The 16,328-nt window shown below is 29.8% G+C and carries 19 protein-coding genes and 1 riboswitch; of the genes, 3 read left to right on the top strand and 16 right to left on the bottom strand.

Annotation, left to right across the window (positions count from 1 at the left end):
• Window positions 1–9: 9 nt before the first annotated feature.
• From argJ to LFT63_RS01585, 4 genes are all read right to left on the bottom strand, one after another.
• Window positions 10–1,203, bottom strand: a complete 1,194-nt coding sequence (gene argJ / locus LFT63_RS01600) for a bifunctional glutamate N-acetyltransferase/amino-acid acetyltransferase ArgJ (RefSeq protein ID WP_340767803.1) — start codon at window positions 1,201–1,203, stop codon at window positions 10–12.
• A gap of 14 nt (window positions 1,204–1,217) precedes the next feature.
• The gene (argC, locus tag LFT63_RS01595; protein WP_029055296.1) at window positions 1,218–2,240 is read right to left on the bottom strand and encodes an N-acetyl-gamma-glutamyl-phosphate reductase; all 1,023 of its coding nucleotides are present in this window, start codon (window positions 2,238–2,240) and stop codon (window positions 1,218–1,220) included.
• A gap of 155 nt (window positions 2,241–2,395) precedes the next feature.
• Window positions 2,396–2,953: an elongation factor P gene (gene efp / locus LFT63_RS01590; RefSeq protein ID WP_017637912.1), complete on the bottom strand. Its 558-nt coding sequence runs from the start codon at window positions 2,951–2,953 to the stop codon at window positions 2,396–2,398.
• Between the two features lie 25 nt (window positions 2,954–2,978).
• Entirely contained in the window at window positions 2,979–4,040 is a 1,062-nt protein-coding gene (locus LFT63_RS01585; RefSeq protein ID WP_017637911.1) for a M24 family metallopeptidase, read from the bottom strand.
• Window positions 4,041–4,147: 107 nt separating this feature from the next.
• Between LFT63_RS01585 and LFT63_RS01580 the strand changes: the two genes are divergently transcribed.
• Together LFT63_RS01580 and LFT63_RS01575 are read left to right on the top strand one after the other, a co-directional pair.
• On the top strand, window positions 4,148–4,726 hold the full coding sequence (locus tag LFT63_RS01580; RefSeq protein WP_029055295.1) for a hypothetical protein: 579 nt from the start codon (window positions 4,148–4,150) through the stop codon (window positions 4,724–4,726).
• Between the two features lie 16 nt (window positions 4,727–4,742).
• On the top strand, window positions 4,743–4,955 hold the full coding sequence (locus tag LFT63_RS01575) for an SA1362 family protein (RefSeq protein WP_029055294.1): 213 nt from the start codon (window positions 4,743–4,745) through the stop codon (window positions 4,953–4,955).
• 69 nt (window positions 4,956–5,024) lie between these two features.
• On the opposite strand, the gene LFT63_RS01570 is transcribed toward LFT63_RS01575, so the two are convergent.
• On the bottom strand, window positions 5,025–5,855 hold the full coding sequence (locus LFT63_RS01570) for a lipoate--protein ligase family protein (protein WP_029055293.1): 831 nt from the start codon (window positions 5,853–5,855) through the stop codon (window positions 5,025–5,027).
• 160 nt (window positions 5,856–6,015) lie between these two features.
• Between LFT63_RS01570 and LFT63_RS01565 the strand changes: the two genes are divergently transcribed.
• Complete coding sequence (locus LFT63_RS01565; protein WP_017636957.1) at window positions 6,016–6,402, top strand: rhodanese-like domain-containing protein; 387 nt, start codon at window positions 6,016–6,018, stop codon at window positions 6,400–6,402.
• 148 nt (window positions 6,403–6,550) lie between these two features.
• Here LFT63_RS01565 and LFT63_RS01560 read toward each other — a convergent pair whose 3' ends face one another.
• The 11 genes from LFT63_RS01560 to comGA form a co-directional block, all read right to left on the bottom strand.
• Window positions 6,551–7,396, bottom strand: a complete 846-nt coding sequence (locus LFT63_RS01560; protein WP_232159984.1) for an IS3 family transposase — start codon at window positions 7,394–7,396, stop codon at window positions 6,551–6,553.
• A 23-nt stretch (window positions 7,397–7,419) separates the two neighbouring features.
• Entirely contained in the window at window positions 7,420–7,962 is a 543-nt protein-coding gene (locus tag LFT63_RS01555) for a helix-turn-helix domain-containing protein (RefSeq protein ID WP_225880630.1), read from the bottom strand.
• Between the two features lie 87 nt (window positions 7,963–8,049).
• Entirely contained in the window at window positions 8,050–9,522 is a 1,473-nt protein-coding gene (gene gcvPB / locus LFT63_RS01550) for an aminomethyl-transferring glycine dehydrogenase subunit GcvPB (protein ID WP_017636956.1), read from the bottom strand.
• A complete protein-coding gene (gcvPA, locus tag LFT63_RS01545; protein ID WP_340767802.1) occupies window positions 9,512–10,861 on the bottom strand; it encodes an aminomethyl-transferring glycine dehydrogenase subunit GcvPA in 1,350 nt (449 codons plus the stop codon). The genes gcvPB and gcvPA overlap by 11 nt, the downstream gene beginning before the upstream one ends.
• 18 nt (window positions 10,862–10,879) lie before the next feature.
• Window positions 10,880–11,971, bottom strand: a complete 1,092-nt coding sequence (gene gcvT / locus LFT63_RS01540; protein ID WP_017636954.1) for a glycine cleavage system aminomethyltransferase GcvT — start codon at window positions 11,969–11,971, stop codon at window positions 10,880–10,882.
• Between the two features lie 78 nt (window positions 11,972–12,049).
• Window positions 12,050–12,146, bottom strand: a riboswitch (glycine riboswitch).
• Window positions 12,143–12,661, bottom strand: coding sequence for a shikimate kinase (locus LFT63_RS01535; protein WP_183998747.1), 519 nt, complete (start codon window positions 12,659–12,661; stop codon window positions 12,143–12,145). It overlaps the preceding riboswitch by 4 nt.
• Window positions 12,662–13,234: 573 nt before the next feature.
• Window positions 13,235–13,468, bottom strand: a complete 234-nt coding sequence (locus LFT63_RS01530; RefSeq protein WP_340767801.1) for a hypothetical protein — start codon at window positions 13,466–13,468, stop codon at window positions 13,235–13,237.
• 46 nt (window positions 13,469–13,514) lie between these two features.
• Window positions 13,515–13,964, bottom strand: a complete 450-nt coding sequence (comGD, locus tag LFT63_RS01525; protein WP_340767800.1) for a competence type IV pilus minor pilin ComGD — start codon at window positions 13,962–13,964, stop codon at window positions 13,515–13,517.
• Window positions 13,942–14,253, bottom strand: a complete 312-nt coding sequence (gene comGC / locus LFT63_RS01520; protein ID WP_029055749.1) for a competence type IV pilus major pilin ComGC — start codon at window positions 14,251–14,253, stop codon at window positions 13,942–13,944. The genes comGD and comGC overlap by 23 nt, the downstream gene beginning before the upstream one ends.
• Window positions 14,254–14,276: 23 nt before the next feature.
• Window positions 14,277–15,344 carry a competence type IV pilus assembly protein ComGB gene (comGB, locus tag LFT63_RS01515; RefSeq protein WP_029055748.1) on the bottom strand — a complete coding sequence of 356 codons (1,068 nt, stop codon included), beginning with the start codon at window positions 15,342–15,344 and terminating at the stop codon, window positions 14,277–14,279.
• Entirely contained in the window at window positions 15,316–16,290 is a 975-nt protein-coding gene (comGA, locus tag LFT63_RS01510) for a competence type IV pilus ATPase ComGA (RefSeq protein ID WP_340767799.1), read from the bottom strand. The genes comGB and comGA overlap by 29 nt, the downstream gene beginning before the upstream one ends.
• Window positions 16,291–16,328: the final 38 nt, after the last annotated feature.

Genomic DNA, 16,328 nt, shown 5'->3' with positions numbered 1-16,328 from the left:
TTATTACCTCTAAGTTGTATATAATGCGTTTATTTTTACATAGTCATAAGTTAGATCGCATCCCCAGGCAGTTCCATTTTGATTTCCTTGATGCATATTGATAGAAATTTTAATATGATCTTTTTTTAATAGATGCTGCATTTGTTGTTTATCAAAAGGTTCAGGAGTTGAATGAGTCATAACAAGTATATCTTCAATAGCAATGTCTATATTTGTTACATCAAAGTTTGTCTCTGTATAGCCTATAGCGGCGAGAATACGTCCCCAATTCGGGTCTTCTCCAAAAATTGCTGATTTAACCAAACTAGACCCCACTACTGTTTTAGCAATCATTCTAGCAGATGTTTCTGTAGGCATTCCCATTACTTTGACTTCTATTAGTTTGGTTGCACCTTCTCCATCTTTAGCGATTTTCATAGCAAGGTTTCGCATGACGTGCTCTAACATATTGCAAAACGTTATGTATTCCTCCGTGTTCGGTAAAATTTCTTGATTACGTGCTAAGCCATTTGATAATACAAGTACTAAATCATTAGTTGATGTATCTCTATCTATTGTGATTTGATTGAACGTTTTATTAACATTAGTTTGTAATGCTAGCTGTAATGTTTCAGTTGATATATTTGCATCACAAGTGATAAACGCTAACATCGTAGCCATATTTGGATGTATCATACCTGATCCTTTTACGACACCTGCCATAGTTATTTTTTGTTGATAAATTGTTTCAGTGATTACACAGGTTTTAGTAGTTAAATCAGTAGTTAATATAGCTTTTGTAAAGTGATGAGCGTTACCATTTTTATTTAACCGTCTAATCCCATTGTCGATGATATCCATTGGCAAGTGTTTACCAATGACACCTGTAGATGCGACAGTTACTAGATTTTGATTAATGTTCAGTGCATTAGCAGTGAGTTGTTGCATTGAGACAGCATCTTCCATACCTTGAGAGCCAGTACATGCATTTGCAATACCAGAATTAACAATAATAGCTTGTACTTTACCATTTTCCTGAATAATTTCATTATTTAAAATTAAGGGAGCGGCTTTAACTTTATTAGTTGTTTGTACATATGCAACACTTGCGGGTATTTCAGACACAATCCATCCTAAATCTAAGTTTTTCTTTTTTATGCCTGAATGAATACCATCTGCGGTATAACCAATAGGACTTGCTATGTTTCCTGTGATTTCTATCATGTTGTTACTCCTTACTATACTATTGATGGTAAAGTGCGAAGGCCTTCTGTTTCATCAAAACCATACATAAGATTAATATTTTGAAGGGCTTGTCCAGAAGCGCCTTTGATTAAATTATCTAACGCTACCATAATTGTTAAAATATTCATAGATTTATTATATTTAAAACCAATATTTACAAAATTTGAACCAATCACATCTGTCAATTGAGGCATGTTATTCACTATACGTATAAAATACTTATCTTTATATGCTGAGTCATAACTAAGTTTAATTTTACTTGGATGAATGTCACTATTTAACTTGCAATAAATAGTAGAAATAATTCCTCTATTAACAGGTATTAATGATGTAGAAAATTGAATATTCTGTAAATTTTTATCGTACTTTTTTAGCATTTGTAGAATTTCTGGTATATGCTGATGTTCATTCAATTTATATGTAATATAATTATTGTTTATATTTACAAAATGACTAGTAGTGGTTGGGTTTTTACCTGCTCCAGATAACCCACTCTTTGCATCAACGATGATTGAATCTAACTGAATTAATTTATCTTTTACTAGCGGTATAAGTGCAAGTTCTACTGCTGTTGCGTAACAACCTGGGTTTGAAATGAATTTTTGGTTTTTTATATTAGAAAATTCAGGAAGACTATATGTAAATTGTGTTTGTATATCTAATGAAACTGCTTCTTTCTTGTACCATAATTGGTAATCATCAGGAGGCAGTCTATGATCTCCGGATATATCAACGACTGGAAATTGATAATTAATAAAGTATGAAGATAATTGACTTGCTATTCCGCTAGGTGTGGCAAATACTACTAAATCTGCATGTTTCATTATGTAACGAGCATCAAATGGTTTAATTACTAAGTCACAGATACCTTTTAAATGTGGATAGATTTCAGATAGTTTAGTGCCAGTAGATTGAGTCGCATGTATAGAAACAACTTCTAAGTGATTATGCGAATGGATAAGTCGCACTAATTCTAATCCAGAATAACCAGTAATCCCCACAATACTAATACGCATACTTAAACCTCTTTTCGTATTTTTATACAATTATATTGTATACTTATAAAATTATCAAGCCTACAATATAATATTTTAGTTAATTAAAATGCAAAAAAACACTCACAACTATCATTTCTGACAGTTATGAGTGTTGAAGAACATCAATTTGATGACTATCCTCTTGAAATGTAACTTCCGTCTCCAGTATTAATTACTAGAATGTCACCTTCGTTAACGAATAAAGGTACGTTCAATGTATAACCAGTTTCAACTGTAGCTGATTTTGTAGCACCAGTTGCAGTATCACCTTTAATACCTGGTTCAGTTTCAGTAACTTCTAATTCAACAGTTTTTGGTAATTCAAGTCCAATTACTTCTCCATCATAAGATTGAATTTGAACTTCCATATTAGCTTTTAAATAATTTAATTCATCTTTTAGATAATCGCCTGGTAATTCTGTTTGATCGAATGTTTCATTATCCATGAATACATGATTATCACCATCTGCATATAGGTATTGCATACGACGATTTTCAATCATAGCTTGTTCAACTTTTTCGCCTGCTCTAAATGTTTTTTCTTGAATAGCACCAGTTCTTAAATTACGTAATTTAGAACGAACGAATGCAGATCCTTTTCCTGGTTTTACATGTTGGAAATCAATTACTTTCCAAATACCATTATCTACTGATATTGTTAAACCTGTTTTAAAATCATTTACTGAAATCATTCAGTTTCCTCCTCAATATACACGCTTATTCTAAAATAATAAGGTCTTTTGTGCATTTAGTAAAGACTTCACAACCATTTTCTGTAATTAAAATATCATCTTCAATTCTAACGCCACCTAATCCATCAACATAAATACCTGGTTCAATCGTAACGCAATTATTAACTTGAAGATGTCCAGATGCTTTTTGTGAAAGCAATGGTCCTTCGTGTATGTCTAAACCAATACCGTGACCTAATGAATGGCCAAAATGCTCACCATATCCTTTTGCTTCAATGTAATTACGGGATAATGCATCTGCTTCTTTAACAGTTAAGCCCGGTTTAATTTCATCGATAGCTTTTATTTGTGCTTTTAATACTATATCATAAATTTCTTTCATTTTTGGATCTGGTTCACCTATCGCAAATGTTCTTGTTATATCAGAACAATAACCTTTGTAATATGCGCCAAAATCCAATGTGATCATATCGCCTTGCTCAATAATTTTATCACTTGCCACACCATGAGGTAAAGCGCCTCGATAACCTGATGCTACAATCGTATCAAAAGAAGGACCATCTGCTCCTAATTGTAACATTTTACTTTCTAAGGCAGCTTTGACTTCACGTTCTGACATACCAGCTTTTACAACTGTTAATATATAGTCATATGTTTCGTCAACGATTTGTGCAGCTTTTTTAATTATATCAATTTCTTCTTCTGATTTTACTTCTCTAATTTTTTCAATTGCATCAGAAATACTGATTAATGTAATCATACCTTTATTTAATTCGAGGTACGTATCATAACTCACCTCATGACCTTCAAAACCTACATTTTCTAATTTTTCTTTTTCAAGAATAGATTTGATTTCGGAAATCATATCATTTTTTCTATTTACAATTTCAAACTCAGTAGCTTGTTTTTTAGCTTGTTCTGTATATCTAAAATCTGTAACTAAATATTTGTGGTTTGATGAAATAATCAATGCCCCACTTGTACCAGTAAATTCTGATAAATATCTTCTGTTGTAATCTGAAAGGATGACAATTGCATCTAGTTTTTTAGATTTTAATAATTGTTGAACTTGCTCTAATTTATTCATATAATACCTCCATAATTAGTATAACGTTTGTACATTTTATTTGAATACATTAAAATGATAGCATAATCAATAAATAATATAATAGTTTTTAGTTTAGGGAGATAATCATGAAGAAATATATAATCGTGATTGGCGCATCTTGCTTATTAGCTGGTTGTGGTAGTCAAAATCTTGCACCACTAGAAGATAAAACTACAAAACTTAGAGATGACAATCATCAATTAAAATTAGATATTCAGCAATTAAATCAAGATATTAGCGATCAAAAATCTAAAATTGCAGGATTACAAAAAGATAAAGAAAATAGTAAGCAAACAGCTACTAATAAGAAAAAAGAAAAGAATTTAAATGCAAGCTCTTCTTATTATAATAAAGTTGCAAAATCTATAGAGAAGTATAATGACATAGATGCGGATGTGACTAAAAATAAAGGAAGTAACTCTATCCAAAAGAAATTATCAACAATTACATCTGATTTAAACGATGCTTATAGTACATATAAATCTGATATAGATGAAGACTCAATGACAAGTGAAGATAAATCAACGAAAAAAAGTATTAATAAGATAAATAAAAATATAACTTCAGCCTTTAGTGACATCGAACAAGGTTATCAAGAAAAAAATAAAAAGAAAATTAATAAAGGACAGAAAAAATTAGCTAGTGTACAAAGTGAAGTTAATTAGAATTAGGTGGATTTAAATGAAAAATATAATGTTTTATATCGTTATAGCGATTGCAGCATTTGGTTTGATAATGAATTTAGACGTATTTTTGTTTTCAATCGTTAAAATGTTAATTAGTTTCGCAGTTTTAGTGTTAATTATTTATCTAATATACTACTTTTTCTTTTTAACAGAAGATCAAAGAAAGTATAAACGAGCTGCAAGAAAATATCGTAAAAGAAATAAATAGTAATAAAAATAAGCAGTAGTCATTGATATCATTAATTTGATGATGACTACTGCTTTATTATTGATTATATTACTTTCTATATGTCCATTCATCTGAACGGAATTTTTCTTCTAGTTCTTTAACTTCGTTCATTTGTTCATCTGTAAGTGTTAATGGTTTAAATTCAATTTGTAAACCTTCTTTAAAACCTTCTTTAAATGCATCTTCCATTTCATTTAGGGTTATGTGCTTTTCTGAGATGTCGTTAATCGCTACCGCTTTATCTACAAATGCTTCTTTCATTTTGTTTTTTAATCGATCATGTTTAAAAATAAATAAGTCAAAAAGTTCGTCTACATCAATGTCTTGTAAAATAGATCCATGTTGTAGAATCACGCCTTTTTGTCGTGTTTGTGCACTTCCAGCAATTTTACGACCTTCAACAACGAGTTCATACCAACTAGGTGCATCGAAGCAAACTGAACTACGTGGTTGTTTTAATTTTTCTCTTTCTTCTTTGGAACGAGGAACAGCAAAATAAGTTTCAAAACCTAAATTTTTAAATCCTTCTAATAATCCTTGAGAAATAACTCTATAGGCTTCAGTTACAGTTGTAGGCATTTTAGGATGTGATTCAGGAACAATAACACTGTAAGTTAGTTCTTTGTCGTGTAACACACCTCTTCCTCCAGTTTGTCGTCTCACTAGTCCATAGCCTTTTTCTTTTACCTTTTCAATATCTATTTCTTTTTTTAATCGTTGGAAGTAACCTATTGATAGTGTCGCAGGATTCCATGTATAAAACCGTATGACCGGATCAATTTCCCCCCTAGAAACGAAATTAAGTAGTGCTTCATCCATTGCCATATTGTAATATGGATCTTTACTACCAGTGTTAATAAAATTCCATGTTTCTGTCATGATTAAATCCCCCATTAATAATTGCTTTAGTAACAAATTTGATTATAGCCCTATAATTACGAATAAATTATTAAAACATCTGTAAATGTATAAAAATATTTTGATAATTTGTTCTAACAGTCTTATAATTATAATATCGGTAAATTAGGGAGGATGCAACATGAGTATCTCTTTGTATATTGCAATTATTATTTTAATAATAATAATTGGTTATATGGTCGTTCAACAAATTCTTAATAAACGAGCTGTTAAAGAATTAGACCAAAATGAATTTCATAAAGGTTTACGTAAAGCACAAGTAGTTGATGTGAGAGAAAAAGTTGATTATGATTATGGTCACATTAACGGTGCTCGAAATATTCCAATTACTATGTTTAAACAAAGATTCCAAGGTTTAAGAAAAGATCAACCTATATATCTTTGTGATGCGAACGGTATAGCAAGCTATCGTGCTGCTCGTATGTTAAGAAAAAATGGCTATAATGATATTTATATGCTTAAAGGCGGCTATAAAAAATGGACTGGTAAAATTAAGTCCAAAAAATAGTCATTTGATATTTTTATGAAAATATTAAATGATTTCGGAGTAAAGATAATGTGTCTTATATAAAGTCGCATTATCTTTACTCTTTTTTATGTAAAAAGAGCCCGTTAGTGTACTGGAATGTACTGAACCCCAAAAGTTGTACTCTGGTTTAGTATACTATTTTAAAGGTTTGTTTCCTATATTGCTTAGGAGACAAGCCTTTTAATTTTGCTTTAATTCTTGTATTGTTATAAAAACTGATATATTTATGAATAGATTGTTCTAATTCTTGGAATGTTTCAAATGATTGCCCATAATACATTTCTTGTTTTAATAACCCAAAGAAGTTTTCCATTGAGGCATTATCTAGGCAATTTCCTTTTCTAGACATACTTTGAAATACATCATGTTCTTTTAATGACTCAATATAGTTTCTATTTTGATAATGCCATCCTTGATCTGAATGAATTGTCATTCGATAAAAAAGTTGAGGTCTCATAGTTAGTAATTCATTTAAAGGTTCAATCACAATATCTATAGTAGGACGCTTTGATATACGATAACTTAAGATTTCCAAGCTATATAAATCCATAAAAGGTGACAAATATGCCTTTGTTCCATCAAGTAATTTAAATTCTGTAATGTCTGTAACCACTTTTTGATAAGGTCGATCTGTATTAAAACGACGTTTTAATATATTTCTAGCTACTTTACCTATTGTGCCTCTATAAGAATTGTATTTTCTTGTTTTATGATTAAATTTCTTACATGTTAATTGATGTTCTTTCATAATTCGTCTTACTTTCTTATGATTGACTGTCATTCCTTTATTAACTAATGCTTGAGTAACTCGACGATAACCATAAGTATAATCGCTTTCTTTACATATTTGCTTAATAGATTTAACTATATCTATATCTTTTTTGGGTTTTTTGAAACGTTTAATCCAGTAGTAATACACGGATTTAGCTATTTCCGTAACTTTAAACAGAAGACTTAACCCAAATTGATTCATTTCATGTAATTCTTTAATGACCTTTACTTTTTCGGATGTTTGGTTCCGTAATGTTGGGTCAATCTTTGTAACTTTTTTTGATAAGCAATACCTGCTTTCAACATTTCATTTTCATTCCTAAGTCTTTCTAATTCTTCGCGTTCATCTTCTTTTAAAGGCAACTGATTTTCATGTTCAACTTTTGTATGTTTTCTTTTCATTTTAGAAGGATGTCCTTTCTGTTTATTGTCTAAACCGAGAATACCTTCTTCATCAAATTTACGCTGCCATTGAGCTAATGTAGCAGGATTGGTAATTTTAAAATGATTCGCTGTTTCTCGATAAGACAATTGATTTTCTTGTCTAAATCTTAAAACAGATACTTTAAAATCTCTAGTATATGAGCTATTTTTCATTTTTTTATCTAATCCTTCTGGGCCCGATTCCAAATACTGGTTAACCCATCTTTGAAGTAAAGAATGATGAGAAAGATTATATTTTTTAGTTAATCTCTTATATCCTAAACTACTATTTAAATATTCGTGAACTATTTTTAATTTGATTTCAAATTTATAATGTTTACCCATAAAAAATGCACCCCATAAAGTTAGATTTTTAGTCCAACTTTTGGGGTGCACATCAGAATGATACACTAACGGGCTCTATAAAAATTATTATTTTTCAGCATGTAGATTTTCAAATTTAAGAATTGGTTTTCTTGCAGCTGTTGTTTCATCTAATCTGTCTATTATTGTAGTATGAGGGGCTTCAAGAACTTTATCTGGATCGTCTTTAGCTTCATTAGCAATTTGGATTAAAGTATCTGCAAAATGATCTAATGTCTCTTTTGATTCAGTTTCTGTAGGTTCAATCATCATACCTTCTTCCACATTTAATGGGAAGTAAATTGTTGGTGGATGTACACCAAAGTCTAATAATCTTTTAGCCATATCTAATGTTCTAACGCCATATTGTTTTTGTTTAATACCACTTAACACAAATTCGTGTTTACAATATTGTTGATATGGAATCTCAAAATGATCATTTAAGCGTGCTTTTAAGTAGTTAGCATTTAATACCGCAGCTTCTGAAACTTCTTTAAGGCCTTTTGCACCCATTGTTCTAATATAAGTATATGCTCTTAGATAAATACCAAAGTTACCGTAGAATGGTTTAACTCGTCCAATAGAGTTTTTGATATCATTATCATATTTATAATAGTCATTTTCTTTAATTACCATTGGTTTTGGTAAATAGCTTGCTAATTCTTTTACAACTCCAACAGGTCCAGAACCAGGGCCACCGCCACCATGTGGACCAGTAAATGTTTTATGAAGATTTAAATGAACTGCATCAAATCCCATGTCTCCTGGGCGAACTTTATCCATAATAGCATTTAAGTTAGCGCCATCATAGTATAATAAACCACCAGCTTCATGGACAATTTCTCTAATTTCCATAATATTTTTTTCAAAAATACCTAATGTATTAGGATTCGTTAACATGATCGCTGCTGTATTTTCATTTACAACACGTTTTAAGTCTTCAATATCGACTTCTCCACGTTCGTTTGATTTTACGGTAACTGATTTGAACCCAGCAAATGATGCTGACGCAGGGTTTGTTCCGTGAGCTGAGTCAGGAACGATAACTTCATCACGATGACCTTCACCATTATTTTGGTGGTAAGCTTTGAAAATCATTAATGCAGTCCACTCACCATGTGCCCCTGCAGCTGGTTGAAGCGTAACTTCATCCATACCTGTAATTTCTTTAAGTTCTTCTTGTAAACTATAAATAATTTCAAGAGATCCTTGGATTTGGTTTTCATCTTGAAGTGGGTGTGCTTCACTGAAACCAGGAATTCTTGCTACCTTTTCATTAATTTTAGGATTGTATTTCATTGTACATGAGCCTAACGGATAAAAACCAGTGTCGACACCGAAGTTTTTGTTAGATAACTCTGTATAGTGACGTACTAAATCTAATTCAGCTACTTCAGGGAATTCAGCTTTATCTTTTCTAATAAATTTATCATCTAAAATCGATTCAAATGAATTGTTGTTAATTTCGCTTTGCGGTAAAGAATAGGCATATCTACCCTCTTTAGATCTTTCAAAAATAAGTGGACTTGATTTACTTACCATTAATTTCACCAGCTTTCTTAACAAATGTATCGATTTCTTCTTTAGTTCTTAATTCAGTAACTGCAATAAGCATATGGTTATTGAATTCACTTGAAACTACACTCAAGTCAAAGCCACCAATAATATCTTCCTCAGCTAAAGCTTTATTAACTTCAATAATTGGTTTATTAAATTCTACTACGAATTCATTGAACGAAGTACCTTCTAAAACATTAAATCCAGCGTCTTTAAATGATTGTTTAGCATAGTTAGCATGTTCAAAGTTTTGTACAGCTATATCATATATACCTTGTTTACCTAAAGCTGACATTGCAATAGATGAAGCTAGAGCATTTAACGCTTGGTTAGAACAAATATTTGAAGTTGCTTTATCACGACGAATATGTTGTTCACGTGCTTGTAAAGTTAATACAAAACCTCTGTTTCCTTCATCATCTTGGGTTTGACCAACTAATCTACCTGGTACTTTACGCATTAGCTTTTTAGTAGTAGCGAAGTAACCACAATGTGGTCCACCGAATTGAGATGGAATACCAAATGGTTGTGTATCTCCAACTACTATATCAGCACCGAATGATCCAGGAGGTGTTAATAAACCTAATGCTAAAGGATTAGCATAAACAATGAATAATGCTTTTTTATCTTCTATAAAGCTTTGAATTTTCTCTAAGTCTTCTATTGAACCAAAGAAATTTGGATATTGTACAGCTACTGCTGCAGTATCATCGTCAACTGCTTGTTCTAGTTTTTCTAAATCAGTTATAGTACCATCTAAATCTACTTCTACGACTTCAAATTCTTGACGTGTTTTAGCATACGTATTTAATACTTGTAATGCTTGATAATGTAATCCTTTTGATACAACAATTTTATTCTTTTTAGTGTGACTATAAGCTAAAATACATGCTTCAGCAAAACTAGTCATACCATCATACATAGAAGAGTTTGCTACATCCATATTAGTTAATTCACAAATTAATGTTTGGAATTCGAAAATAGCTTGTAGTTCGCCTTGTGAAATTTCTGGTTGATATGGTGTGTAAGCAGTATAGAATTCTGATCTAGAAATCATTGCATCTACAACAGAAGGTGCATAGTGGTCGTACACGCCAGCACCAAGATAAGATGCGTGAGTTTCTTTTGTAACGTTTTTACTAGCAACTTTATTTAAACGTTTTAATAAAGTTGTTTCAGATTCACTCTCTCCAATGCCTAAATCTCTATTTAATAAAATATCTGAAGGAACGTCTCCAAATAATTCATCAATTGATTTTGCACCTATAGTGTCTAACATTTCTTGCTTATCTTGATCAGTTAATGGTATATAACGATGACTCAATTCGTCCACCCCTTTGTTCTATTTTTCAATTTGGTTCTTCTTAACAATTTTTGCTTTTACTTGTCTTTTTCTAATTTGAACAAGTACTTCTTTACCCATTTCAAACTCATCTCTATTGATAATAGCTAATGCGATTGATTTATCAGAAGAAGGAGATTTTGTTCCTGAAGTTACTTCTCCAATTTGATTACCATCTAAATCTAATACTTCGTATCCAGTTCTAGCAATACCTTTATCTAAAATTTCTAATCCAACAGTACGTCTTGTTGAACCATTTTCTTTTTGGTCTTTTAATACAGATTTACCGATAAAATCTTCTTCAATTAAAGGTTTAGCAGCAAATGCAATTCCACCTTCATATGGAGTAATTGATTCAGTTAAATCTTGACCATGTAATGGTAAACCAGCTTCTAATCTTAAAGTATCTCTAGCTCCTAAACCACAAGGAACTACGTCGTATTCTAATAAACCATTCCAGATATCTACAGTATCTTTAGCATCACAATAAATTTCAAAACCGTCTTCACCTGTATAACCTGATTGAGAAAGAATAACGTTTTTATTTAAAAGTTGAACATCTTTTTTAAATTCAAACATACCCATTTCAGATATATCTATGTCTACTAATTTTTGAATTAAGTCTCTAGCTTTTGGTCCTTGCAATGCTAATTGACCATAATCTTTAGAAACATTTTTTACTTCAACATCAAATTTTTTAGATTGTTTTTCAATCCATTGGAAGTCTTTATCGGTATTTCCGGCATTAACAACTAATAAATAGTCATTATCTGCTAATTTATATGTAACCAAGTCGTCAATAATGCCGCCTTCTTCATTACATAAAGCAGTGTATAGTGCTTTTGAATCAGTTAGATTGTTAGTATCATTCGATAAAATATATTGTACAAATGCTTTTGCCTCTGCACCTTGGATTTGAACTTCTCCCATATGACTTACATCGAATAAACCAGTTTCATAACGAACTGCATTGTGCTCTTCTTTAATACTTGAAAATTGAACAGGCATTGCCCATCCACCAAATTCTACTATCTTAGCACCACTGTCTACATAATTTTGATATAATGGCGTCTTTTTTAACTCGCTTGTCATGTCAAAACCCCCTATATTTATTTAAAAACAGAGTAGCAAAACAATTGCTACCCTGTTTAAAGTTATTCTCCAGGAACGCGTAACAGTATTATCCTTTTGCCTGAGAGTTTCGTAGTATTGCTACTTGCACCTTCGGCGATAAAAGCTATCTTTTATTCTCTCTAATACTGATCAATCGCTATTTAATGAAGTTGTAATTTCTTGATAAATATCTGATACATTTTGATTACTATTCACTTTCATGAATGCGATTTCATTATATCTTGAAATCCTTGATGAATACAAGTTTTTTAGTTGATTTAGTGACTTATTATTAGCATTTGGTCTATGAGGATCATTAACAATCCTTTCAAATACAATTTCAATGTCACAATCTAACCAAATTACATTTTTTTGTAATTTTAATAAATCAAGAGAAGCTTGATTTTCAATTATTCCACCACCTGTAGAAATAATATCAAACTTATTTAATGTGTCTTTTAAATATTTATACTCTAAATCTCTAAAGTGTGTTTCACCTTGTTCATCAAAAATTTGAGGTATTGTCATATGTTCTTTTAGTTCAATATATTGATCTAAATCCACATAACTAAGTTTTAATTGATTTCTCATGTAACTTCCTACTGTAGTTTTACCAGTACCCATGAAGCCTATTAATATAATTGGTGTTTTATTTAATTGCAACAACATCTACCTCTTTGAGCTTATTAACTATAACTTCTTTATATGTTTTTTCTAAGTTATGTGTTGTCTTTAATTTTAAACTATATTGGCTTACATAAAAAGATATAATAGTTAAATAAATGAAAAAAATAATCATTAAAAAAGGACTTATAAATGCTTTTTGTTTATAAATAGAGGGTTTTGATTTGTTTATAATTCGGATTTCCTACCTTCAGTATAATTTTGATTATGTTATCATTCGACTTTATTATTTTTTCTACATTAACTTGATTTAATAAAGTAACATTCCCCTTGCCGTTAATTTGTTTGTATACTTTATTGTTTTTAAATGTATATTCTACGCCACTTTCATTATTCCTTAAAATGAATGTATGTTTGTTTTTCACAAATAATTTAAGATTATTTTGATTTATGTCTCTTATTAAATCTCTATGAAAGAATTCAAATTCTATCGAGCTGTTTTCGTTAGCTAACGCTTTATAATGACTCACTAGTTTTATAGTTAAGGGTAGTGAAGTAAGGATTACTATGGTAATAAGTAGAGCAAAAATCATTTCAATAAAAGTAAACCCTTGTATCCTATTTCTTAACACAATAGTTTTTCTTTTTTGGCCAATTTGAAACACAAATTGTTTGTTTAGACATTCTAACTTGAAATTGATCAATAAATACTCCTTGCTTTATTTGTTTTATATCGAATTTATTTAAGGCTACTATAATGACTTTTTGCATTTCTAATAAATCTAATGGATTTTGATATGTTTTAATAAGATGATGAATTGAACTCATGAACATAAGTGTAATCGTACTCATGATTAAAAAGGCCAATAAACTATCTAATAGAACACTCCCCTTAATTTTATATTTTAATATACCTTATGCGCCCCTTTTCTATGTGAAATATTAATTTATAATTCCCATGTTTCATTTTTAAGTTTATTGAACCAAAATTATTAATATGTCCATCTTTATTAAATGTTAATAATTGTATCTTAGCTATATTGACTATTTTTCCGCCTTTAATTTTCAACTGATATTTTGAACCATGTTCTTCTTTTACTTTTATAGAATTTGTTTGGTTAGTAAATATTAATGAAATTGATTGTTTCTCATTGTTAGCTTTAGATTTTAAATAATTCATTTGAGTTATCAGATGATTAATGTTTAATTCTTCGTTAGAAGCTGATACTGATAATAGTGTTTTACCAATAAGTGTACATGCAGTTAGTATAGCTAGAATAAACATAACCATTAACATCTCTAGATAAGTAAATGATGGTAAATATTTAATTTGCAACCGCTTCGCCATTATTAATACTAATAGTTTCTCCTGATTTGCAATTTTTTTGGTTTTCTTTAATAAATCCTTCAGAAATTAAATCTTGGATGGTATTAGGATTTCTATTGTGTTTTAAAGTATATGCTTCAATTTGACTATTAACCATTTTCACTTGAGCGTCACAACCAGTAGTTTGTATATGAGCAGTTTGTTTAGCTATATTGGGAATAATTAGAATAAGCAATAAGCTAATTATTAATAAAACTAGTAACATTTCAATTAATGTAAATGCCTTTTTGTTAAACAGTGTTTTGAATATCTTCAATTTATAAGTCCTCCTTACTATTTAATTGACTGCAACATGTCAAATATAGGTAGCATAATAGTTAAATAAAGTGCAACGATAAATAATCCTAATATTAAAAAGATAACTGGTTGAATGAATTTAATGTGTCTTTTAGCCATAGCTTCGAATTGTTGTATAAGTATCTGACTATATAGCGTTAATTCGATATCAAGTTTTCCACTTTTTTCTCCTTGTTCTATAAATTTAATCAAGTCATTTTCATAGCAATTTAATTTTTTTAATATATCAGGTAGATTTTCTCCTTGATAAGATTGGTTGAGTAACCTGTCTCCTAAAAATTGATGAAATTGATTATTCTCTGATTGTTTATAAATTCTAACGATTATCTGTAAATTAACTCCATTTCTATAAAAATGGGCAAACTCATTTGATAATTGATACGTTTTTAAAATTTTATAATAATGTTTAATAATTGGAATGTGACACATTAATTGAATTTGATTTTCTATAGTCATCTTATTAAAACGATATTTAAATATGATAGATAATATACATATTACACTGGATAAAATTATGATGAATAAAGGGAAAGTTGTAATAAAATAAGAAAGAATAGATTGTAATGGAGAAAGTTCTATATTCATAGATTGGTATAATTCTTTAAATTGAGGTATAACTGTAAAATTGAGTAACGTTAATATTAATATAAAAGTAATTATTAATACAATAGGATACTGTATCGTCTTTAAAACATTTTGAGTAACTTGTATTTGCTTTTTTAAATATCTTGTAGCTTCTAATAGAGAAAGTTCTAAATTTCCAAATCTTTCAGCTAAATATGTTTGTGTAACAATGTCACTTGAATAATCTAAGTATTTAAATACTTCCCAGCAAGTTGCACCTTGTTCTATTTTATTTAACACTTCATCATGTGATTTATCTCCTCTATATTTAAAATGTAGATTTAAAAATTTAAATGATTCGTAAAGAGTAAATCCATGTTTAAGTAATTGATGTAATCTATACACTAAATCTAATTGTTCAGATTTAGTTAGGCATTTGGCTTGTCTGAATTTAAATATATTTATCAGCAATAGTTTCACATATAATACTTTCTTTTGTCATATCATCTAATTTTGATGCTAATCGTTTAAAAGATTTTGGCATCGTTTGGTTATGTTCAAAAAAGTAATTAATTTGATTTTTAAACATTAGTTCACACACTAATTGTCTATGATTATATGATGTTGTAATTAATCGTTGATTGGAAATTAAATTTATAGCTTGAGATAATTCTTGAACTGTTACTCCCATTTCTAATAATCTAAGTAAAGCCCCTCTACAATCATTGGCGTGTAATGTACTTAATACCAAATGACCACTTAGACTAGCTTGAAAGACATATTTAGCGATTTCAGCATCACGAATTTCTCCGATTAAAATAACGTCTGGATCACATCTTAAAATTGCTTTAAATGAACTAGCGTAAGTAATACCTGCTTTGTTATTAACAGAAATTTGAGTAATACCTTTTAAAATTTGTTCAACTGGATCTTCAATAGAAATAACATTTAGGTTTAACTCTTTTTGTGCATACATAACCATTTGATACATTAATGTACTTTTTCCTGAACCTGTAGGACCAGTAAAAAGCAATAAACCTTGCTTCTTATTCATAAAATGTTTAAAATCTTTAAACTCGTATGTTTCCTTTTTACTTTGAAAATATTGAGGCACAATTCTTATAACACAACTTTCACATCCAATTGATAAAGGAAGGGTTGAAATACGTAAGTAATAAACTGACCTTAATTTATATGTATAGCGGCCACTTTGAGCGATTTGTTGTGTAGAAACATCTAAACCAGCTTGGAATTTCATAAACACCAATAACTTACGATATATATTAATATCAAGTGTTTCATAAGGTGTTAATGTATCATTTACTCTAAATTTAATATGAACATAATGCTCCATAGGAATAAAGTGTATATCACTCGCTTTATATGCAATTCCTTTATTAATTATTTCTTGAAATAGAATCTTCATAAAAACACCTCCTACATATATTAACGTAGGAGGTGTTA

Origin of the sequence: Staphylococcus sp. FSL H8-0121 (assembly GCF_038008425.1) — a bacterium.
In the GTDB taxonomy this organism is placed as follows: Bacteria; Bacillota; Bacilli; order Staphylococcales; family Staphylococcaceae; genus Staphylococcus; species Staphylococcus pasteuri.
This window is presented reverse-complemented; position numbering and strand designations above follow the sequence as displayed.